Annotated in this window: 18 protein-coding genes and 2 tRNA genes; 6 read left to right on the top strand and 14 right to left on the bottom strand. The window is 43.7% G+C overall.

Annotation, left to right across the window (positions count from 1 at the left end; translation table 11 throughout):
- Window positions 1–364: 364 nt before the first annotated feature.
- The 4 genes from CTT30_RS18625 to CTT30_RS18610 form a co-directional block, all read right to left on the bottom strand.
- Window positions 365–438 (bottom strand) — tRNA-Cys (locus tag CTT30_RS18625).
- Between the two features lie 12 nt (window positions 439–450).
- Window positions 451–537: transfer RNA gene (locus CTT30_RS18620), tRNA-Leu, on the bottom strand.
- Window positions 538–822: 285 nt separating this feature from the next.
- The gene (locus CTT30_RS18615; protein ID WP_252037453.1) at window positions 823–1,470 is read right to left on the bottom strand and encodes an HAD-IA family hydrolase; all 648 of its coding nucleotides are present in this window, start codon (window positions 1,468–1,470) and stop codon (window positions 823–825) included.
- Window positions 1,471–1,699: 229 nt separating this feature from the next.
- Window positions 1,700–2,200, bottom strand: a complete 501-nt coding sequence (locus CTT30_RS18610; RefSeq protein WP_239864180.1) for a flavodoxin — start codon at window positions 2,198–2,200, stop codon at window positions 1,700–1,702.
- 149 nt (window positions 2,201–2,349) lie between these two features.
- Here CTT30_RS18610 and CTT30_RS18605 point away from each other — a divergent pair, with 149 nt between their 5' ends.
- Together CTT30_RS18605 and CTT30_RS18600 are read left to right on the top strand one after the other, a co-directional pair.
- Window positions 2,350–2,820: a CreA family protein gene (locus CTT30_RS18605; RefSeq protein ID WP_239835173.1), complete on the top strand. Its 471-nt coding sequence runs from the start codon at window positions 2,350–2,352 to the stop codon at window positions 2,818–2,820.
- Between the two features lie 110 nt (window positions 2,821–2,930).
- Window positions 2,931–4,235: an inosine/guanosine kinase gene (locus tag CTT30_RS18600; RefSeq protein ID WP_239864181.1), complete on the top strand. Its 1,305-nt coding sequence runs from the start codon at window positions 2,931–2,933 to the stop codon at window positions 4,233–4,235.
- A 35-nt stretch (window positions 4,236–4,270) separates the two neighbouring features.
- On the opposite strand, the gene CTT30_RS18595 is transcribed toward CTT30_RS18600, so the two are convergent.
- Window positions 4,271–4,876, bottom strand: a complete 606-nt coding sequence (locus tag CTT30_RS18595; RefSeq protein ID WP_252037452.1) for a beta-phosphoglucomutase family hydrolase — start codon at window positions 4,874–4,876, stop codon at window positions 4,271–4,273.
- 139 nt (window positions 4,877–5,015) lie between these two features.
- Between CTT30_RS18595 and CTT30_RS18590 the strand changes: the two genes are divergently transcribed.
- Complete coding sequence (locus CTT30_RS18590) at window positions 5,016–6,779, top strand: methyl-accepting chemotaxis protein (protein WP_252037451.1); 1,764 nt, start codon at window positions 5,016–5,018, stop codon at window positions 6,777–6,779.
- Between the two features lie 60 nt (window positions 6,780–6,839).
- Here CTT30_RS18590 and CTT30_RS18585 read toward each other — a convergent pair whose 3' ends face one another.
- The 3 genes from CTT30_RS18585 to CTT30_RS18575 form a co-directional block, all read right to left on the bottom strand.
- Window positions 6,840–8,102: a DEAD/DEAH box helicase gene (locus CTT30_RS18585; RefSeq protein ID WP_252037449.1), complete on the bottom strand. Its 1,263-nt coding sequence runs from the start codon at window positions 8,100–8,102 to the stop codon at window positions 6,840–6,842.
- A gap of 36 nt (window positions 8,103–8,138) precedes the next feature.
- Window positions 8,139–8,714, bottom strand: coding sequence for an acyl carrier protein phosphodiesterase (locus tag CTT30_RS18580; RefSeq protein WP_252037448.1), 576 nt, complete (start codon window positions 8,712–8,714; stop codon window positions 8,139–8,141).
- Between the two features lie 102 nt (window positions 8,715–8,816).
- Entirely contained in the window at window positions 8,817–8,939 is a 123-nt protein-coding gene (locus tag CTT30_RS18575; protein ID WP_006960927.1) for a hypothetical protein, read from the bottom strand.
- A gap of 355 nt (window positions 8,940–9,294) precedes the next feature.
- On the opposite strand from CTT30_RS18575, the gene CTT30_RS18570 reads away from it, so the two are divergent.
- On the top strand, window positions 9,295–10,500 hold the full coding sequence (locus CTT30_RS18570; protein WP_252037446.1) for an aromatic amino acid transporter: 1,206 nt from the start codon (window positions 9,295–9,297) through the stop codon (window positions 10,498–10,500).
- 160 nt (window positions 10,501–10,660) lie between these two features.
- Here CTT30_RS18570 and CTT30_RS18565 read toward each other — a convergent pair whose 3' ends face one another.
- From CTT30_RS18565 to CTT30_RS18555, 3 genes are read right to left on the bottom strand one after another with little or no spacing between them, the layout of a single operon-like run.
- A complete protein-coding gene (locus CTT30_RS18565; RefSeq protein ID WP_239874712.1) occupies window positions 10,661–11,074 on the bottom strand; it encodes a GFA family protein in 414 nt (137 codons plus the stop codon).
- A gap of 19 nt (window positions 11,075–11,093) precedes the next feature.
- Window positions 11,094–11,489, bottom strand: coding sequence for a GFA family protein (locus tag CTT30_RS18560; protein WP_252037444.1), 396 nt, complete (start codon window positions 11,487–11,489; stop codon window positions 11,094–11,096).
- A gap of 10 nt (window positions 11,490–11,499) precedes the next feature.
- Window positions 11,500–12,003 (bottom strand): GNAT family N-acetyltransferase, encoded by a 504-nt coding sequence (locus CTT30_RS18555; protein WP_252037442.1) that lies wholly within the window; start codon window positions 12,001–12,003, stop codon window positions 11,500–11,502.
- Between the two features lie 211 nt (window positions 12,004–12,214).
- On the opposite strand from CTT30_RS18555, the gene dsdA reads away from it, so the two are divergent.
- Window positions 12,215–13,522: a D-serine ammonia-lyase gene (gene dsdA, locus CTT30_RS18550; RefSeq protein ID WP_252037597.1), complete on the top strand. Its 1,308-nt coding sequence runs from the start codon at window positions 12,215–12,217 to the stop codon at window positions 13,520–13,522.
- Between the two features lie 86 nt (window positions 13,523–13,608).
- Here the strand turns inward: dsdA and CTT30_RS18545 are convergent, their stop codons facing one another.
- From CTT30_RS18545 to CTT30_RS18535, 3 genes are all read right to left on the bottom strand, one after another.
- The gene (locus CTT30_RS18545; RefSeq protein WP_252037440.1) at window positions 13,609–16,761 is read right to left on the bottom strand and encodes an efflux RND transporter permease subunit; all 3,153 of its coding nucleotides are present in this window, start codon (window positions 16,759–16,761) and stop codon (window positions 13,609–13,611) included.
- 10 nt (window positions 16,762–16,771) lie between these two features.
- Complete coding sequence (locus CTT30_RS18540; protein ID WP_252037439.1) at window positions 16,772–17,890, bottom strand: efflux RND transporter periplasmic adaptor subunit; 1,119 nt, start codon at window positions 17,888–17,890, stop codon at window positions 16,772–16,774.
- Window positions 17,891–17,992: 102 nt separating this feature from the next.
- Window positions 17,993–18,553, bottom strand: a complete 561-nt coding sequence (locus CTT30_RS18535) for a GNAT family N-acetyltransferase (protein WP_239835186.1) — start codon at window positions 18,551–18,553, stop codon at window positions 17,993–17,995.
- A 264-nt stretch (window positions 18,554–18,817) separates the two neighbouring features.
- Here CTT30_RS18535 and CTT30_RS18530 point away from each other — a divergent pair, with 264 nt between their 5' ends.
- The gene (locus CTT30_RS18530) at window positions 18,818–19,945 is read left to right on the top strand and encodes a fatty acid desaturase (RefSeq protein ID WP_239835187.1); all 1,128 of its coding nucleotides are present in this window, start codon (window positions 18,818–18,820) and stop codon (window positions 19,943–19,945) included.
- Window positions 19,946–20,168 lie beyond the last annotated feature (223 nt).

Below are 20,168 nucleotides of genomic sequence, written 5' to 3'. Positions count from 1 at the left end.
GTGAAGGAGGCTTCTTTGCCCATGACGTTGTTGTTTTCCAATCAGCTCTACAGCAAATGTAATGCCATCGAATAACATCATAATTTTCAGGTAGTTAATTAGGTTACCATACTAAGTCTGCACCAATGCCGTGCAGTTTATGACCATTGTGGTTCGATTTTTCAATCAGTCACCGTAAAAGGTAACTTTTATATTACGAAGAGGCGGATAGGTTGGAACTACCAACTATAAGTAATGAGCCAAAGAGACAAAGCTAATAGGAAAACAATCATCCGATAGCAATACGCTACTCTCTAAAATGAGCTTTTCGATACGCAGATACAAAAAAACCAGCCTAAGCTGGTTACTGTATTCTCAAAGAGAATGGAGGCGCGTCCCGGAGTCGAACCGAGGTCCACGGATTTGCAATCCGCTGCATAGCCACTCTGCCAACGCGCCTCATTTTTTATATGGTGCCCCGGGCCGGACTTGAACCGGCACAGCGCGAACGCCGAGGGATTTTAAATCCCTTGTGTCTACCAATTCCACCACCAGGGCAACGCAATCATGCGATGGTAACACCATCTCTCACCGGCCTGTGCCGTGAGAACGAGGCGTACTTTAACGGATTGAGATTTGAGATCAATAAAAATTTTGTCTTTTTGATTCAAACGGTTAAAAACCAGACTTTACGGGATAATTGACGAGCACTTTGAGCAAAAGGCGTTCGTTATGCTCGTTGTTCAAGTCACACTGGAAGTTAGGTACTCGGTATTAAAAACGCCGTTAGCAAAGAGACGAGAAGACAAACAAAACATATTTATGCCTAACTGCGTGGCTCCACTAGAGCAAAGTTTCTAACTCTTTTAGAGTCTTAATCCTCACAATATTTTCTGAATGAACCTTATTGTTAAGGCCGACTAGGTGGATTGTCTTAACTCCTGCTCGTATCCCTGCTTCCAACCCTTTTGGCGTATCATCGACATAGATGCATTCGTTGAGACTAAATCCCATATTCATCGCACTATAATGGACTAAGTCAGGTTCAGGCTTCCAACTATTGGTATCAAACGCTGAAAAGATCTTGCCCTTGAAATAGGGCAACAGACCCGTGATTTGCAGTGTTTTTTCAATTTTTGTTTTTGGACCATTTGAAGCGACACAATACTCGATGCCTTTTGCTTCTAAGTATTGAATAACATCAAATACTCCTTCCATTGGCTTTAAGTCGGCCTCAAACCGCTTTTCCAGAGACTTTCTATATATTGGCTCGAGTTCGTCCAATGAAACATTCAGGTCTAACCGATCTCGCATATCGGTAAGAATATCGGCCAGTTTACCTCCCTCAAAATGCTCTATTGCCGTCTCTAAAGACAAGTGAACGTCGTATCGATTGAACACATCGCAAAGTGCCTGACAACAAAGCCTTTCACTATCCACTAAGGTTCCATCACAATCGAAGATCACACATTGAGTCTGAGGTTTACCCATTCCAGTTTCCTTTCTATAAGGTACTCGTCAAATACTATGCGAGGTAACTGAGATTGGAATGATGGGGTTAACACTTCAATCAAATACCACTTAGTTGATGATAAAAATACCGGACGTGTCACTAATTGATATGCTAATTGCATGAATTCAATACTAATAACACCAAGTGGACTAAAAAGAAGCGTTAATTGGTATGCGGATAACCGTGTCTATACTATCGTTATAGGCTTTATGATTCGATGTATATATTCGAGAATAGTGATGCTTCTACGCTGGGGTGACCCAGTAAAGAGGCAATAAATGCAGTAGGCTCGCTAGCACATGACACCACATCAGAAATCAATAATGTGTTGTCTAGTTTGGTTACAATAGCTGCAGCAGTGGGCTCTCCATTTTGAAAACCTACATAAAGATCGCATGGCTCTGAGAAGATAATTTGGCTCAAAAACTCAACTATCAGCTCTTGATCCCGCAGCTGTTCCCACCTTTTCGACTGAAGTAAAGAGAACATCACCGTCAGACGATGAAAGTCCACCTTATATATATCTTGCGTAACGAAATCAGTACCAGCATCAAGCTTATCATCCAGTTTTTTGAACTGACTATCTGCGCTTTTTTCTAGAAACAGAGCTCTCCCCGCAAGGCTTTCTTGAGTCGGAAACTCCACATCGACGTGCTGACTTAGCCATTGGTTCTTGACCTCAACAATTGGATTCACACTTTCGGTCATACTGGGTGACTACTGTATTTTATGTGTCATTACCGTGAAGCTTAGCGATAACGATCTGATGTCTCAAGTATTTTAAGGATATCTGCTGTCATCTGTGTCAAACTAGGCAAGTTCACAAACGGAATTCAATCATTAGGACAACTCACATCATGTTCAAAAAAATCGCGACCGTATCATTGCTGGCCTTAGGTTTAACAGCCTGTGACAATAGCGAAGTTGGCGATGTCAGCCTAGGCTTGTTCACACTAAAAGACATCAAACTGAATCACCTCAAGGATCCGGTGGTTACAGGTGTTACCTGCCATATTGCCTCTATTGAAGCCGACCTGAGCCTCGCAGATCCAAGTGATAGTTCAATTTCTTGTCGTCAAACAGGGGAAATTACCCCTGAAATGTTAGCGGCCATTGATAAATCAAAAAGTGGCGAAGTGGTATTTAAGAAGTCGAAAAGTATTTTCTTTAAAAGCATGAAGGTACGTCGAATTTTTGATGCCGAAAACCAAACACTGATGTACTTGTCATATTCGACGAAAGAGACATCTGGCAGCTTCAAGCATAGCCTTTCAACCGTGCCATTATGGGGCACAAAGGCATACGGCATCCACACTACGAAAAAGTAGACGAAAAAGAGCCAAACGTTTCAGTTTGGCTCTTTTTTGTGTAACAAAAATGAAAGCAATCTTATTTTGATGTGATATGATGCGCGAAAATTTCTAACCGCACTCTTAAAATGAAGTTTCCCGGACAGCGCAAATCTAAGCACTATTTCCCGACTCACGCTCGTGATCCTCTTGTCAACCAAATGAAGCAAACACCTAAGCTTTACCGACCAATCATCGTTGGTGTTGGTCAGACAATCGTTGATATAGAAGCTCGTGTGGACGACGATTTCCTCGCTAAATACGACTTGAGTAAAGGGCACTCTCTCGTGTTAGAAGAGAGCAAAGCGGATGCTTTATATGATGAACTGGTACAGCGTGAGCTAATTACACACCAGTACCCTGGCGATACTATTGGTAATACATTGCACAACTACTCAGTACTTGCCGACAGCAAGTCTGTACTCTTGGGTGTGATGTCAAAGAACATCGAAGTCGGCTCTTTTGCCTATCGTTACCTATGCCGTACTTCTTCACGTATGAACCTTAATCACCTGCAAATGGTAGAAGGCTCTATTGGTCGCTGCTATACGCTCATTTCAGAAAATGGCGAGCGCACTTTCGCCATTAACGAAGGCCACATGAATAAGCTTCGTCCGGACAGCATTCCGGAAGATGTCTTCGACAAAGCCTCTGCTTTGGTCGTTTCGTCATACCTAATGCGCGGAAACCCTGAAGATCCAATGCCTCAAGCTGTGGCTCGAGCAATCGAAATTGCTAAATCTAAAAATGTCCCTGTCGTATTGACTCTGGGTACAAAATGGGTGATCGAAGGAAATGCGAAATGGTGGCAGGACTACATTAAAGAAAACATTTCCATCGTTGCAATGAACGAGGAAGAAGGCGAAGCATTAACTGGTGAGAAAGATCCGCTTCTAGCCGCAGACAAAGCGTTAGAATGGGTTGACTTGGTACTGTGTACTTCTGGCCCTGTTGGATTATATATGGCAGGTTACACTGAAGATTCAGTAAAGCGCACAACAGAATTGCCATTACTACCGGGTAACATTCCTGAATTCAACAAATATGAGTTTAGCCGTGCTATGCGCAAAAAAGATTGTGCTACACCGGTGAAAGTCTATTCTCATATTGGCCCTTACCTTGGTGGTCCTCTAGAGATTAAGAATACCAATGGCGCAGGAGACGCGGCACTGTCGGCACTTTTACATGATATGGCGGCAAACAGCCATCACCAAGTCAACGTACCGAACTCATCCAAGCATGATCAGCCATATTTGACGTATTCATCGCTATCTCAAATTTGCAAATACGCTAACCGAGTCAGTTATGAAGTGTTAACTCAGCATTCCCCTCGTTTGGCTCGTGCTCTTCCTGAGCGTGAAGATAGCTTGGAAGAAGCGTACTGGGACAGATAAGTTCTCATACTGAAAGAGCCGCTATGCGGCTCTTTTCACTCTGCTGAGCAAGGATAAAAAACCAACTCAGCCCCTTCCACCATCACACAGTCCATGTTTGCTGCATGGGCAGCTTTTTTGCCCAATTCAGTATCTTCAAATACTATACATTGATTAGGTGTGAGTTGAAGTTGTTCAGCCGCTTTTAAGAAAGTGTCAGGGTTTGGTTTGTGATTGACGACGTCAGTTGCCGTAACCAAGGTATCTAGCTTATCAAGGATTTGGCTTTCTTTAAGCAACCTCACAGCACTCTCTCGCTGACTGCCTGTGCCTACCGCGATTTTTTTTCTACCATGGAAATAGTTTAAAATGTGGTTGGTTGAATCAATTGGTAGACCAAAGTCATTAAGCCCTGCAAATGCCTTCATTTTGAATTTCGATACCTCCATAGGATCTAACGACAATCCATGCTTTTTGTTTACTTCAGTCGCGATTTTATAGCTTGGCATACCTCCTAAGCTATGTAGCCAGTCTTGCGTAAATGGAAATCCAAATTCACGTGCTGTCACCGCCCATGCCTTAAGGTGTGCTGGCATGGTATCGATTAAAGTTCCATCCATATCAAAGATTAAACCTTGATATTGCTCCAATTGTTTTAACATTTTGATATTCACCGCTCTAAGCATTGATAGCATCTATCATTAGTCATCAAAGATTATATCAATTGATATATATATAAATAGCAACTACTCTTCAAAAAGAAGTCAACAAACTAACCGCTCAATTAACTCAGGTAGTCCCATGAATATCAAGAATAAACTGTATTCATTAGGTGCAGTCGCCATTTTAGGGGTTGTTTCATTACTTTTAGCAACCTCTCAACTTGCCCAAACCACCAATCAACTTAATAAAGCAAATTTACTCGTGGCGAAGCTGGAAATTCGCCTTCTCAATCTAAGGAGAAATGAAAAAGACTTTCTTCTTAGGAAAGATATGAAATACCTCGATAAGTTTAATAAGAATATGGATATCTTTCTTGATCTCGAATCTGAGTTAGCTCCTATTCTTGACGATAACGATTTACCTTCAAGCTCACAAGTAAGACAAGATATTTTGAAATATCAAAATGGGTTTACCCGCCTTGTTAATGCTTTTGATGCTCTTGGGCTCAAGCCAGAAGAAAAGCTTATAGGACGCTACAATGCCGAGCTTAAAACATTAAGGCGTTCATTATCGAGTGATCAGTTAGTCGATCTGTTTGAATTTGATGCGCTCGTGGCAAAAGGTGAAGTTAACGCCCAGTTACTACCAAGTAATGCTAGTCAGCTAGCTAGCGCTGCCAATCAAGTGATAGCCCAAAAGAAAACCATTGGCCTAAAATACAACGAAGGCTTACTCGGTGAAGCTCGAGGTTTATCCCATGCTGTAGAAACACAGTTCGAGACTTTCTCAGGAGCACTGGATGAACAAAGTGAGATCACTAGAAAAGAGCTCAACCTGATCAAACAAGGGGTCAGTATTGCCGTTGTACTCTTCATCCTTGGCTTCATCTTCCAAATATCTCGCTCTATCAACGTGCAAGTTGCCGCTCTACTTTCAATCATCCAAGAAATTGCCCGAACGAACAATGTCGCCCTGCGCTCCCAGCTTTCTGGTAATAACGAACTCGTTTCAATCGGCAACTATTTCAACCGCTTGCTAGATAAGCTGGAAGAGCTGATCTCAGGGACACAATCAAAATCTTCAGAATTGTCCCAAAGTACGCAAAGTATGCACAACGAGCTTCAGAGCGTTATAGAGCAATTCCATGTTCAAGCGGACCACACATCAACTATGGCAACATCTGTACAAGAGATGGTTTCGACGATTAACGAAATCTCAGAAAGTACCGCTGTAGCTGTCGAAGGCGTTCAACAAGCTTCAGTCAATGCTCAACATGGCCGAGAAGTTGTGGAAGAGACGGTTAAGAATATTAGCCAACTGTCGCAAATTTTGTCGGACAGTCAGGGGTCAATCAGTTCTCTAAACGATCATGTTGATAAGATAGGGGATGCCGTCAACATCATTCAAGGTATCGCCGAGCAAACGAACTTGTTAGCACTAAACGCAGCAATAGAAGCAGCACGTGCTGGTGAACAAGGACGCGGTTTTGCAGTCGTCGCTGATGAAGTTCGAGCCCTTGCAAGTCGCACTCATCAATCAACCGAAGAGATAACCAAAGTGGTCACGGCTATTCAAACTCAAATGGCCACTGTGGTTACTAATATCGATCAATGTAACGATCAAGGACAACAAACACTAGGTGCATCTGAAACATTGGATGAAAGTTTAGGTCAGATTATCACCGACATGACAAACATTCAGGCCAACTCTGAACGTATTGCCTCTGCGATTGAAGAGCAGGGTATCGTAATGAACCAAGTCAGTGAGTCAATTACTGAGCTCAACACTATTTCAGAGGGTAACATGCACTCAGCGCAAAATTGCCTCTCTGAGGTCGATAGAGTTTCGCTACAAGCCAGTGAAATGGATAAAGCCGTTGCTGAATTCCAGACCTCTAAATAAAAGTGAGTTTGATATAACAACGAACAAGCGCTTCATAACGAAGCGCTTTTTTATTCGAGCTTATTTCTTCTTGCCACGATGCGCGTGGATCTTCAGCTTTGCTTTCATTTTTCTCTTTTCTGAGGAACGGCTTTGTCGCCTTCCACCTCGCTCTCTTTCAGATTCCACTGGCTCATTCAAGCTAGGCTCAAAACCTTCTAACCACTCTTGGGGCAAACGTGAATCCAACAGCCGCTCTATTGCCTCTAATAAATACTCTTCATCTTTGCTCATAAGAGAGACAGCAAGTCCCTCTTTACCCGCGCGACCTGTTCTCCCAATGCGATGGACATAATCTTCAGCTTTATAGGGCATATCAAAGTTAACCACTTGTTCCAACTGACTAATATCTAATCCTCGCGCAGCTACATCTGTGGCGATCAGAGCTCTGATGGCTCCAGATTTAAAATCATCCAACGCTTTTTGACGAGCACCTTGGCTTTTATCTCCGTTGATTGATGCTGCTTTAATACCATCCAACTTGAGCTCTTTTGCCAGCGCGTCACTACCCTGTTTAGTCTTCGTAAAGACCAAAACCTGTTGCCAATTTCGTGAACCGATGAGATACGCCAGCAGCTCAGCCTTTCGCTTCTTGTCGACAGGATAAACCATTTGTTTAACGGTCTCGGCAGTACTATTTGAAGGTGTGACTTGGATTTCAACAGGGTCGTTCATCAGCTTGTAGGCAATGGTTTTAATACGCTGATCAAAAGTGGCGGAAAAGAATAAAGTCTGACGTTCAGGCTTAAGCTTTTTCAATATTCGTTGAATATCAGGCATGAACCCCATATCCAACATTCGGTCTGCTTCATCCAATACCAAGTAGTCTGTTTTTCTGAGATTGATATTTTTACAGTAAAGGTGATCCAATAAACGTCCAGGCGTTGCAATCAAAACATCGCAGCCTTGTCTTAAGTTTTGCGTCTGAACATTCATACTAGTCCCCCCATAGGCGGTCACAATATTAAGCTCAGTTGTACTCGCATAAGCCGTTAAGCTGTCAAATACTTGCTGCGCCAGTTCACGTGTCGGCACCACGACTAGGGCCAAAACATCATTTGATTGTGGATCACGAACCGTTTGTTCATTAAGCAATTTGCTTAACAGCGGCAATCCAAACGCGGCTGTTTTCCCCGTTCCGGTTTGTGCTCCGGCAAGGATGTCTTTCCCCTCAAGTACATGAGGAATCGCCTGCTCCTGAATAGGTGTAGGTGTGTTAAAACCTAATTTCTCTACGGAAGAAATAAGTGTTTGAGGCAGGCCAAGCTGTTTAAATGAGGACATGGTGACTTTCCAAGTGAAACTGGGCTGCCGATTCTATCAGAATCTTTTTGCAGCGTTTAGTATCTCTGGGTACAAGCTATGGAAAATTTCTTTCAATGGTTGATAACGCTGCTCTAACGTAGCAAAACAACGCGATAGCTCCCCCATTCTTGGTGAACGAGTCGACATTCTTTGCAGAGCGTACTCGATGTTCTCAAGTTCCTGATAGGATTCAAGCCACCTGCCTTGCCACATCGCTTGGCTGACTATGACAAAACGCTCAGGCAGTACTTCTGGGGACTCTATTCGCACCACACGCTCTGCATCATCACAGAAATCTTTCAATCTGTGCTTATGGTATCGCGGCCACTCTGAAGCAAGGCAATGATCCCAAAACATATCCAGTGCAATGCCTGAAAAGCGTCGGCTTTTGCCGCCAAAGTATTGCCTTGCCAGCCGCATCAGAGCGTGGCTGTCTGTCGTGCTGTCAACAAATCGATGAAGCTTGATGCCTTGAACTATTCGTGGTGAATACCGATGTGCAGGGTTCCCCTTGACAAAGTCTCCAAGCAAATTCCCTAATAAACTCGACTGGCAATGCTGAGCAATATGGAGGTGGGCAAGATAATTCATGACTCTGCTTTGTTGGATACGTTAACTCCATAAAAGCACAAAGCCAGCGCATTTGCACTGGCTCTTTCTGGAATCAACTTGAATGTTGATTTAAACGAACGACTATTTATTGAAGATTTCTTCAGCTAGCTCTTCGATTGACTGCTCATAATCTGACAGTTCAAAACCAATCTCCATAGCATCCAGCAATTCAAGGCATTCTTCGTTCAATGTTTGGTCACTCATTCTGACCTCCTTAATAGCAAACAATTTTATAGACCTGTTTTCAAGTCTCAACATGAATATAAGGCCTATTGCTCCTTTTTAAACCACTTATATGACAGTTTTTTGAAAGAACAAAGTAAATAATCATAGTGATATGAGTTTTATCGCAAGTAATCGTTTGCATCTTTATTACACAGACACAACTACCAACAATGTATAAAAAAATTTACAGCTTTGGATATATATATGTACAAAGAACTTGAAGTACTCTCTTAAATTCTACAAAATGGCTAAATACTAGTTTTTCAATAATGAAATTGGTGCTTAACATAGTTTTTAGCACTAAGCCACCTCAAAAACGTAAAGAATAACGTACATGACTAATTCAAAAGTTCTGGGTAGCACTTTGATCATCGCAGGCACGACAATCGGTGCTGGAATGCTCGCTCTACCACTTGCTTCTGCTGGAATCGGCTTTGCTACCTCTCTAATCATTATGGTCGCGCTTTGGGCATTAATGGCTTATACCGCTCTCTTGATGGTGGAACTCCACCAGCACGCTGATTCAAGTGCGACTTTACACACTCTTGCAAAGCAGTTCCTTGGGCAAAAAGGTAAGTGGGTTGCCAGCTTTTCTATGCTGTTTCTGTTTTACTCACTTTGTGCTGCGTACATTGCAGGTGGCGGGGCTCAATTTGGCGAGCGTCTTGCGCAGTTCACCGGCCTTGAAATCACAGGGACAGCATCAACGGTGATCTTCACCATTGTGGTCGCTTCAGTCGTTACCATAGGTACGAGTACCGTCGATAAAGTGAATCGTGTTTTATTCACAATCAAGCTTGTCACGATGGCTATGGTGCTGACATTTCTTGCACCAAACGTAACAGAATCATACCTGCTTAATATGCCTATTGAGCAAGGACTTATCGTCGCATCTATCCCTGTTATTTTTACATCATTCGGTTTTCATGGAAGCATTCCCGCTATCGTCAACTACCTTGATGGGAACACCCCATCACTGCGTAAGGCAATTGTAATCGGCTCTTCTATCCCATTGGTCATTTATGTGTTTTGGCAAATCGTTACACTGGGTGTAGTTAGTCAGGATGCACTGGTGGACAACCAAGGCCTAAGTGGGCTGATTTCGACACTGTCGAATAAAGTCCACCAATCAGGTCTTGGTCAGACTATCGGTGTATTTGCGGATTTAGCGCTGTTAACTTCTTTCCTCGGTGTCAGCTTAGGGTTATTTGAGTTCTTGGGAGACAGCTTCAAGAAGAAAAACGCTTCTTCTAACAGAGCTATTGTCGGTGCCATCACCTTTGTTCCTCCAATGGGCTTCGCCTTGTTCTATCCTCAGGGGTTTATCATGGCACTTGGTTATGCTGCGATTGCACTGGCAGTTTTAGCCATATTCTTACCCATCATGATGGTGAAAAGGGCACGCATTGCAGAGAACACGCAAGACAGTTACCAAGTTTTTGGTGGTAACGCAGGCCTTATGATTAGCGGCACCATTGGCTTTGTTATTGTGGCAGCCCAACTGCTCATTACCATGGGCGTTCTGCCGTCACTTGGTTAAACGCTCTGTCAATTTCTAAAGGAAATTTTAGCTTTCTCTTCACATAAAATCCCCAAACATTGGCTTGGGGATTTTTAGCTCACTGAGCTCTGTGACTTCACATTCAGCATCTGAATTCGTTCATAGATAAGAAAGCAGGTAAATGAGCACAGCTTCGGAATTAAGGCTGCTTATCAAAACATGCAACGCCCTTGGGAATGTACACCCAATCTTGCTTTTCACTTAGCCAAACATGCATTTCTGGCTCAAAGATAGCGTTATATTCGGCACCTACAGGTTTCAGCTTGAGTTTAATGGTCGCCATATCATCCGGGTTGTAATGGTAAACACGATTGCCACACCCCTGACAAAATTTGGCAAAGTTTTTGTTGCCACTCTCAGCGATGCGATGCCATTCACTCAATTCCCCTTTGAACTTGATATCTTGGGTTCTAACCATTGCCGTCACACTGTATGGGCTAGTCGATAACTTTTGACATTCTTGGCAATGACAGGCGATGACCTTTAAAGGCGCAGCGCTAAGCTGGTAAGAAACCTGCCCACACTGACAAGATGCATTGATTGGAAAGTTCATGATAGTTCCTCATTTTATGTTATCGATCAGCCGGATGATTAACCCCATCGTGAGTGACAATCTCACCCAATTCAAAGGGGTTCACACCTTCTAAACACCCTACATTGAACCCATATTCAGATGGGTCTGAGCGACGCTGATGGTGGGTGTAAATTCCGCACTCAGAACAAAAGTAGTGTTTTGCCGTCCCCGTATTAAACTGATAAAGCTTTAGCAGCTCTTGCCCTTTCACTATTCTGATCCCATCGAGCTTCACCGACGCAACAATCGCCCCTTTTCTTCGGCAAATCGAACAGTCGCAGCGCCGAGGTTTATCGATACCCAAGGGAAGGTGTAGCTCCATTTCAACCTTGCCACAGTGGCAAGTCGCTTTATGATACTCTTTGATCTTGGTTTGACCTACTTGCTTAATCATTCATTGTTCCTCAAGTGATACGTAACTGAAATTCAATACAGTCTATAGGCTCTCCATTCATCTCTGCGTAATGATTTACTACCTTATTCTGCTTGAACCCATTAGCTATCAATACTTTCTGAGATGCTACGTTCTCAGTCGACGCATAGGCGATCAACGTCTTCACTCCGATTTCTTCAACAACTTGAATAATGTTGGACACTGCGAATTTTGCTACACCACGGTTCGTAAAAGATTTACCCACACGATAGCCAAGATGTGCAACCTTTTTTCGGCGGTTAATATTGGATACATTCACGCGCCCGAGAATTTCACCATCCTCAACAATCAACATCGGAATCAGTGTCTTCGCAGTAAATTCAAGCAGGAACATCTGGATGTGTTCTTGAACACCTTTCTGTGAGTAAAAATCCATCTCGCGAGGAGGGATGTTGGCTTCAAACCACTCTCTGTTTTGAAGCTCGAACTCAAGAAGTTTCTCCCTGTGACCTTCTTTAAGTAATTCAAGCTGCATATCAAGTCCTTTATGGTTAATGCCTGCAACCAATATATCGCTCGATATTAGTTAATCCCATGTTTGTATTAGTATTTTGTTAATCATGTACAAAAAAGTTTGCCAATCCTATTTCGACAGCATTATTCACACTTAGTGAAAAAGTATTATTTGCCAGCCAAAGAGTTCAAGCGTTACATTGAGTCATGATTTCTTACCTGTTGCTTACTCTATGGATGACCTCTTAGTTCAGTACCCTCTCATTAACCGTTTAACTCAATATGAAGAAACGAGCTGGTTTAACCCCAATATCACCAGCACAAAAGAAGCCCTCCCCTTTGTGGGTTTAACACAATCAGATTCACTGGATGCTTCACAGCGATTACAACGCTTTGCCCCTTATTTAGCGAAAGTCTTTCCTGAAACAGCAAAGACTAATGGCATTATCGAATCCCCCATTTATGAAATCCCTGCCATGAAGTCTCAGTTGGAAGCGACTTATCAAACCCAGATTGCTGGTCAACTTTTGATGAAAATGGATAGCCATTTGCCCATTTCAGGCTCGGTCAAAGCAAGGGGTGGTATCTATGAAGTCTTGACCCATGCCGAGCAACTCGCCATGAGTCATGGTTTACTCCGTAAAGATGAAAGTTACCAAATACTCGATACTCAACCATTACGCGACTTCTTCTCTCGTTTTAGTATCGCCGTTGGCTCGACAGGGAACCTGGGACTGTCCATCGGTATCATGAGTGCTCGCCTAGGCTTTCAAGTCACTGTGCACATGTCATCGGATGCAAGAGAATGGAAGAAGACAAAGCTTCGAGAACATGGTGTGACTGTACGAGAATATGATAGCGACTACGGCGTTGCCGTCGAACAAGGACGCTTGGAAGCCGAGCAAGATCCCAATTGCTTTTTCATTGATGACGAAAACTCCAAAACACTGTTTCTTGGCTACTCGGTAGCGGGTGAAAGGGTCAAAAAGCAATTTGAAAATATGAATATTCCCGTCGATGAACAGCACCCTTTATTTGTCTACTTGCCTTGCGGTGTCGGTGGAGGCCCCGGAGGGGTGGCTTTTGGCCTTAAGCTGGCATTTGGCGATCATGTGCACTGCATTTTTGCAGAGCCAACACACTCGCCATGTATGTTACTCGGAGTACATACTGGACTACACGATCAAATTTCCGTTCAAGACATCGGTCTAGACAATATCACCGCAGCGGATGGTTTGGCAGTTGGCAGAGCATCAGGGTTCGTCGGTAGAGCAATGGAGCGCATGATCGATGGCTACTACACTGTTGCGGACGATACACTTTTCGCACAGTTAAAGCTGCTAAAGAAAACAGAGGGCATTGAACTTGAACCTTCTGCGCTCGCTGGCATGAAAGGCCCAATCATTGCTTGCAAGGATCGCGAGTATTTGGCTCGATTGAGCTTATCTGAATCCGCTTTGGGAAACGCGACTCATCTCGTCTGGGCAACAGGTGGCGGTATGGTTCCACAACATGAGATGGACAAGTACCTCACAGAGTAAATACCTATAACGACACTGTAATTTTAGGACTAATATCAAAAATCCCCTTAGCTTCTGCTAAGGGGATTTTGCATTATTTCGTTGGCTTACTCATCATCTAAGGGAAGCCGTTTAGTATTACCACCATGGACTTTTTCACGTTGACGCTGAACAAGCGCGTAAAAGCCTGGGATCAAGAAGGTTCCCGCAAGCAAAACACACAGCAGACCGCCAATGAGAGAGATACCCAATGAGTTTTGACTTACATGACCTGCTCCCGCAGCAAAAATTAACGGGAAGATACCCAAAATAAACGACCAAGATGTCATATTCACTGCCCTAAATCGCAGTTTTCCCCCCTTCACGGCAGCCTCGGCAATTGGCGCATCTTTATCTTCTCGTTCAACTTTTGCAAATTCAACAATCAAAATTGCGTTCTTAGCTGCGAGAGCGATCAAGAGAACCAAACCTATCTGAGCATAGAGGTTAAGTGGTGTTCCAGTCAGGTTCAGAGCTAAGAACGATCCTAAAGTGGCGATTGGCACCACCAGAATGATAGCTAGAGGAATACTCCAACTTTCATACTGCGCTACCATAAACAGGTAAATAAAAATCAAAGCCAGCGCAAAGGCAAATATTGCTTGGTTGCCTGCAAGCACTTCCTGATAAGCCATCCCCGTCCATTCGTACTGATAGCCTTGAGGTAATATCTCAGCCGCGACACGTTCCATAGCTTCAATTGCATCACCGCTTGAGTACCCCGGTGCAGGTTGCCCCTGAATAATCGCACTTCGATACATATTATAACGCCATGCCACATCCGGCTCGAATATCTGCTCATAGCTTACTAATGTACTAAGTGGAATCATCTCTCCAGCTGACGAGCGCACGTGAAAGCGCTCTAAATCTTCCATTCCTGTGCGGTACTCTGCATCAGCCTGCATCGTCACGCGGAAGTTCTTACCAAACATCGTAAAGTCATTGACATATAGCGACCCTAAGTTGCCCTGTAGCGTTTGAAAAATGCTCGACAGTGGAATCCCAAGTTGCTGAGCCTTCTCTCGATCAATATCAACGTAGTAATGTGGAACGTTAGCTCGGAACGTACTAAAGCTACGTGCAATTTCCGGTTGTTTATTCGCTTCAGCAATGACTTGATCCATCACAACAGCAAGATCACTGCGACTTCTGCCAAGCGTATCTTCTAAGACGAATTCAAATCCAGATGCAGCTCCCATCCCCGGCACTGCAGGCGGGCCCATAGCAAAAACTACCGCTTGCGGAAGCTCAACTACAGCTCGACCATTGATTCTGTTGGCGATGGCAGCCGCTGAGTGTTCACCATCCAGCCCATTTCGAGTCTCCCAATCATGAAGTTTGATAAAGAGCGACGCCCCATTGGAAGCGGCGGCTCCCGTCATGAATGAGTACCCATTCGCGACCGTGATACCGTCAATGCCCGGCTCCTGTTCAATCATCTTAGCCAATTGAGCCGTTGTAGACTCTGTGCGGGATAATGATGCAGAATCAGGAAGTTGAACGTTAACAAGCAAAATACCTTTATCTTCCTGAGGTACAAAAGCTGTAGACGTCGTTTTGGCGAAGAAACTCACAGCTGCTACCGCAACAACGAAAAACACCACCAGCAATAGTGACTTCTTGACCAGATAGCCGGCAATTTGACCGTAGCGTGTGGTTATTCGCTCAAGGCCACTATTAAATGCCTTAAACCAGCGTGCCGTATTGCCACCACCTTGTTTTAGTACTAAAGAGCAAAGTGCAGGAGATAATGTCAAAGCATTGATCGATGAAATAACCACAGAGATACAAATCGTGAGTGCAAACTGGCGATACATGATGCCAGTGATTCCCGGAAGCATCGCCACGGGAAGGAAAACAGCGAGAAGCACGAGTGTTGAGGTAATGATAGGCCCCGTCACCTCTTTCATCGCTATCAATGTTGCTTTACGTGGACTAATGGACGGATCTTTCGCCATTGTTGTATCAACGTTTTCAATCACCAGAATAGCGTCATCAACCACAATACCAATTGCCAATATTAATCCAAACAACGTTACTGTATTTATCGTGAAACCCGTTAACTGCATGATGGCAAAAGTACCTATCAGAGAGACCGGGATAGCAATAACCGGTATTAACGTGGCGCGAGCACTACCAAGGAACAAATAGGTGACAGCAATAACCAGCAAAATCGCTTCGACTAAGGTTTTGACTACGCCTTTAATCGACTCCGCAACGAACACTGTAGTGTCATAACTCGTCTCGTAAGCCATTCCTTCTGGGAAGTTAGCGCTGAGACTATCAAGTAGCTCCATCACCGCCCTTCCACTTTCTAGGGCATTCGCATCAGACTGGAGTGACAGCGTCACTATTGACGCATCCTGTCCGCGGAATTTTCCAGTCCCGTCATAGAATTTTTTGCCTAGCTCTACCCGTGCAATGTCTTTAAGGTAGACCGTTGAGCCATCACTATTGGATCGTAATACAACGTTTTCAAATTCATCAACACTTTCCAATCGACCTTTAGTCACAAGGTTAAACTGCACTTCTTGCGCACTGCTGTAAGGCGCTGAACCAATTCGTCCTGCTGCAACCTGAACATTTTGCTCTGCCAAAGCAGAGTGAACATCACTGGTGGTTAAATTCAGATTTGCCATTTTCTCTGGGTCAAGCCAGACACGCATAGCAAACTCACCACCACCTAATACGTTAACTTCACTGATCCCTTTAACACGCGCTAGCTGGTCTTTCAGATTCAAGTTTACATAGTTAATTAAAAACTGATCATTGTACTTACCATTTGGTGAGTAAAAGTTCAGAACCATCAAAAGGTCCGGTGAACGCTTTTTGACAGTCACCCCAACCATACGCACTTCCTGAGGCAGCTTCGACTCGATCTGTGCGACTCGGTTCTGAACATTGACTTGCGCCATATCTGGATCAGTACCAACATCGAATGTGACATTGAGGCTATACGAACCGTCATTGGCACTTTTCGAAGACATATAAATCATGTTTTCAACACCATTGACGGATGTTTCTATTGGGTCAGCGATCGCCTGTTCAACCGCTTCCGCACTCGCACCGGTGTAGAAAGCGGTAACACTCACTGACGGCGGGCTAATCTTTGGGTATTCAGCAATAGGTAAAACGGCGAGTGATATTGCTCCAGCCAGAGTCAATATAATTGAGATGACCAGCGCAAATTTTGGACGCTGGATAAAGAAACGACTTAACATTTCAGCTCCTCTACTCAACGTCTGTGTTTTCATTTATGCGCACAGGAGCACCATTACGAACTCGCTGTAAGCCCTGAGTGATCACTTGATCCCCTATATTCACCCCACTGGTCACGATAATACCCTCTTCTAGTTGGCGACCCAGCTCAACATTACGGCGCTCAGCAATATTGCCTTCAGCTACTACCATAACAAAGTTTCCTTCCAAGTCGGCTTGCACCGCTCGGCGTGGAACCACAACCACATCTGTCGGTTGCTTTTCTCTAAGCTCAACACGGATATGCTGGCCAGGTAGGAGACGATAATCTGGGTTAGGGACTTGAGCACGCATAGCGATAGTGCCCGTGTTTAAATCAATGCGATTGCCAAGGAAATCTAGCTGACCCAAATGTTCAAAATGCTGACCATTCTCTAATACAACTTGCACTTCAACCACATCAGCAGAACCGCCACCTTTCATACGGTCTATACCCATTGCTAAACGCTCTCGCTCACTGATGCTAAAACGAGTATGCACTGGGTCTAAACTGACTAGTGTGGTTAGAATACCTGACTGAGGCGAAACCAAATCGCCCGTACTGACCTTGCTTTGACTGATACGACCAGAAAATGGCGCACGGATCTGCGTGTAAGACAAATTAACCTTGGCTAAATTTAACTGAGCATTACCCGCTTCAACTTGGGCTTTTGCGCCTAATAGCGCGGCATTGAGATTGTCGAATTCAGATTGAGAGATGCTGCCTTTGGGTAAAAGATTTTTTCCTCGTTGAAAGTCTAACTCAGCTTTTTTAAGTTCAGCATTAGCTTGTGCTAATGCTGCTTTTGCGCTGGCGACCTGAGCTTCAAATGAAGAAGGTTCAATAGTGAAGAGTAGCTGGCCTTTTTCAACCATCTGACCTTCTTCAAAATGACGGGATTTAAGATAACCGGTAACTTGTGCAGTAATATTTGTGTCTTCTACCGCTTCGACTCGCCCGATATAAGATTTGCTTTGCTGATAAGGAATAACCGATGCTTGCTCCGTGACGACAAGCGATGCTGGCATGTGTTTCTGTCCCTGATTTTGCTCCCCACATCCTGAAAGAAGTATCGCACTGGATAGTGCCGTAACTAGTAACGTTTTTTTCATTGAATAGACCGCTAGGTAAATTGAGAAACAGGCTGCCGCCAAAATACCTAACGATCTTGTGGGTATTGTCCGAGAATTATCAGGAGAACAGGCTTATGTGTTTCAACCTGTTACGACTTCTGTCGGAGTGTAACTTTGAATACTTTCAAGCAAATCAGCGCCAGATTTCCAAGCATAAACTAGCTCAGGGGTCTGGCTACCACATGGAGCATTCCATAAACGCTCCTCAACCAACTGACCACCAATACGCTCATAGAAGTCTACTGCTTGTTGATTGCCTTTGATGACTTCAAGATAAACGCCATTATCCGGAAAATGTTGAGTAATCCACTTTGCCATCTCTACGATAAGCTTCACGCCTAGACCACGACCACGATAATTATCATCAATATGTAACGCATCGATGATAGTGCCTTTTTCAAAGTCATGATTGCCAAAAGCACAGATAAAGCCACAGAGTAGCCCCCCTTCTTCCAACAAAAGAACGTGTTGGTTGAACGGAGGGTTGATCAATCTCGTCTGCCAAATAGCCATTCGTTCATCCTGAACTTCATTTTTGAGATAATCATCAGCAAGAAGCCCTTGGTAGAATGTCTTCCAACTTTGCGTATGCAGAGTGGCTATTCGCTCGTAGTCACTATATTCAGCTACTTTTAATTCCATTTGTAGTTCCTTATTACTTCCTGTAAGGATTGCTTATCTCTTCATACTATAAAACATTTAACTAAAAGCCAATCGTACTACGAGGATTCTAAGAATAATCCCCGCTAATCAGCTCAATTCCCCTTAAGCTTCTTTATTGATGATATTGTTATAAATTCTGACAATTAACCCTTCACTGAACTCACACGACATCTAACTTTCATTTGACTTACACATGTACGCTGATATTCTAGCGCACATCTGTTAGCTGAATGGAAATTTGAAATGTCTTTAAAGGAAAAGCCACCGCTGATATGGCTTAATGTCATGCTTTTTCTCTCTAGTTTTATTGTGGCTACCGTTGTTGCACCTTGGTATGGCTTCAAGTACGGATATGATGTGGAGCACTGGCTTTGGCTGTTGATAACTTTTTCTTTTTGTAACCTTTCAATCACCGCGGGCTATCACCGCTTGTGGTCCCACAAAACCTATGACGCTCATTGGTCGCTAAGACTAATCTTCGCTTTAGGTGGTGCGTTCGCTTTACAAAATAGTGCTCTACATTGGAGCTCAGACCATAGAGTCCACCATAAGCATGTCGACAACAATGATAAAGATCCATACTCCGCCAAACGTGGCTTCTGGTTCTCACATATTGGGTGGATGCTAAGACACTACAATCCAGCGACCTATTCTGATTACAGTAACTGTCGAGACTTACAAAAAGACAAAATTGTAATGTGGCAACACAAACACTACCTGTTGCTTGCCATTGTTATGAATATCGGAGTACCACTGTTACTAGGTGTTCTCTATCAGGATATCTGGGGCATGTTACTAATGGTTTGTGTGGTACGTCTGGTGTTAAGCCATCACTCCACATTCTTTATCAACTCTCTGGCACACATTTGGGGATCGCAACCCTACACTGATAAGAACACGGCACGAGATAATGCAGTACTCGCAGTGTTCACATTTGGCGAGGGTTACCACAACTATCACCATATTTTTGAAAATGATTATCGCAATGGCATTCACTGGTGGCAGTACGATCCAACAAAGTGGCTTATCAAGTCTTGTTCATGGCTTGGGCTAACCAAGAAGCTTCGTGTCACGCCCAAACTCAAAATAGAGAAAGCAATGGCAAAGCAAGACTTAGCCAAAGCATCTAAAAACGTCAGCAAACTTCCTAACGCCTCACTGCTTAATGAGGCGTTAAATAAAGAGTTTGATGCCCTAATGAACAAAATGTCCGACTACTACGAGCTGAAAAAAGAAATGCTTGAAAGTAAAAAGTGTGATTTAGCCAAAAAGTATGAACACTCCGTACTTAAAGTTCGCTATCAGCAAATGAAGCAAGAGCTTGAATCTCAGCGCAAAAGCTGGGAAATGTTAGTCGCACGTTACGCATAGACCCTTTCACAACCTCTAAGACACAACCCCTAAGATATCATTCTCGGGGATTGTCTATTCTCGCTCCACTCAATTCAATTGGCCCTCGTTTCAATCTCTTCGGAAGATTATATCCACCATTAACTCGCTATTTTGTCGCATATAGGCGGATTTCCATGTTCACTACTCTCATGTATTCAAAGTCAATAACGTCATCTTTATCAAACAAAGCCAACGGTTATTT

It is taken from the genome of Vibrio coralliilyticus, assembly GCF_024449095.1.
GTDB classification, from domain to species: domain Bacteria; phylum Pseudomonadota; class Gammaproteobacteria; order Enterobacterales; family Vibrionaceae; genus Vibrio; species Vibrio coralliilyticus_A.
The sequence above is the reverse complement of the archived record's forward strand: the minus strand, read 5'-3'. Positions and strand labels throughout refer to the sequence as shown.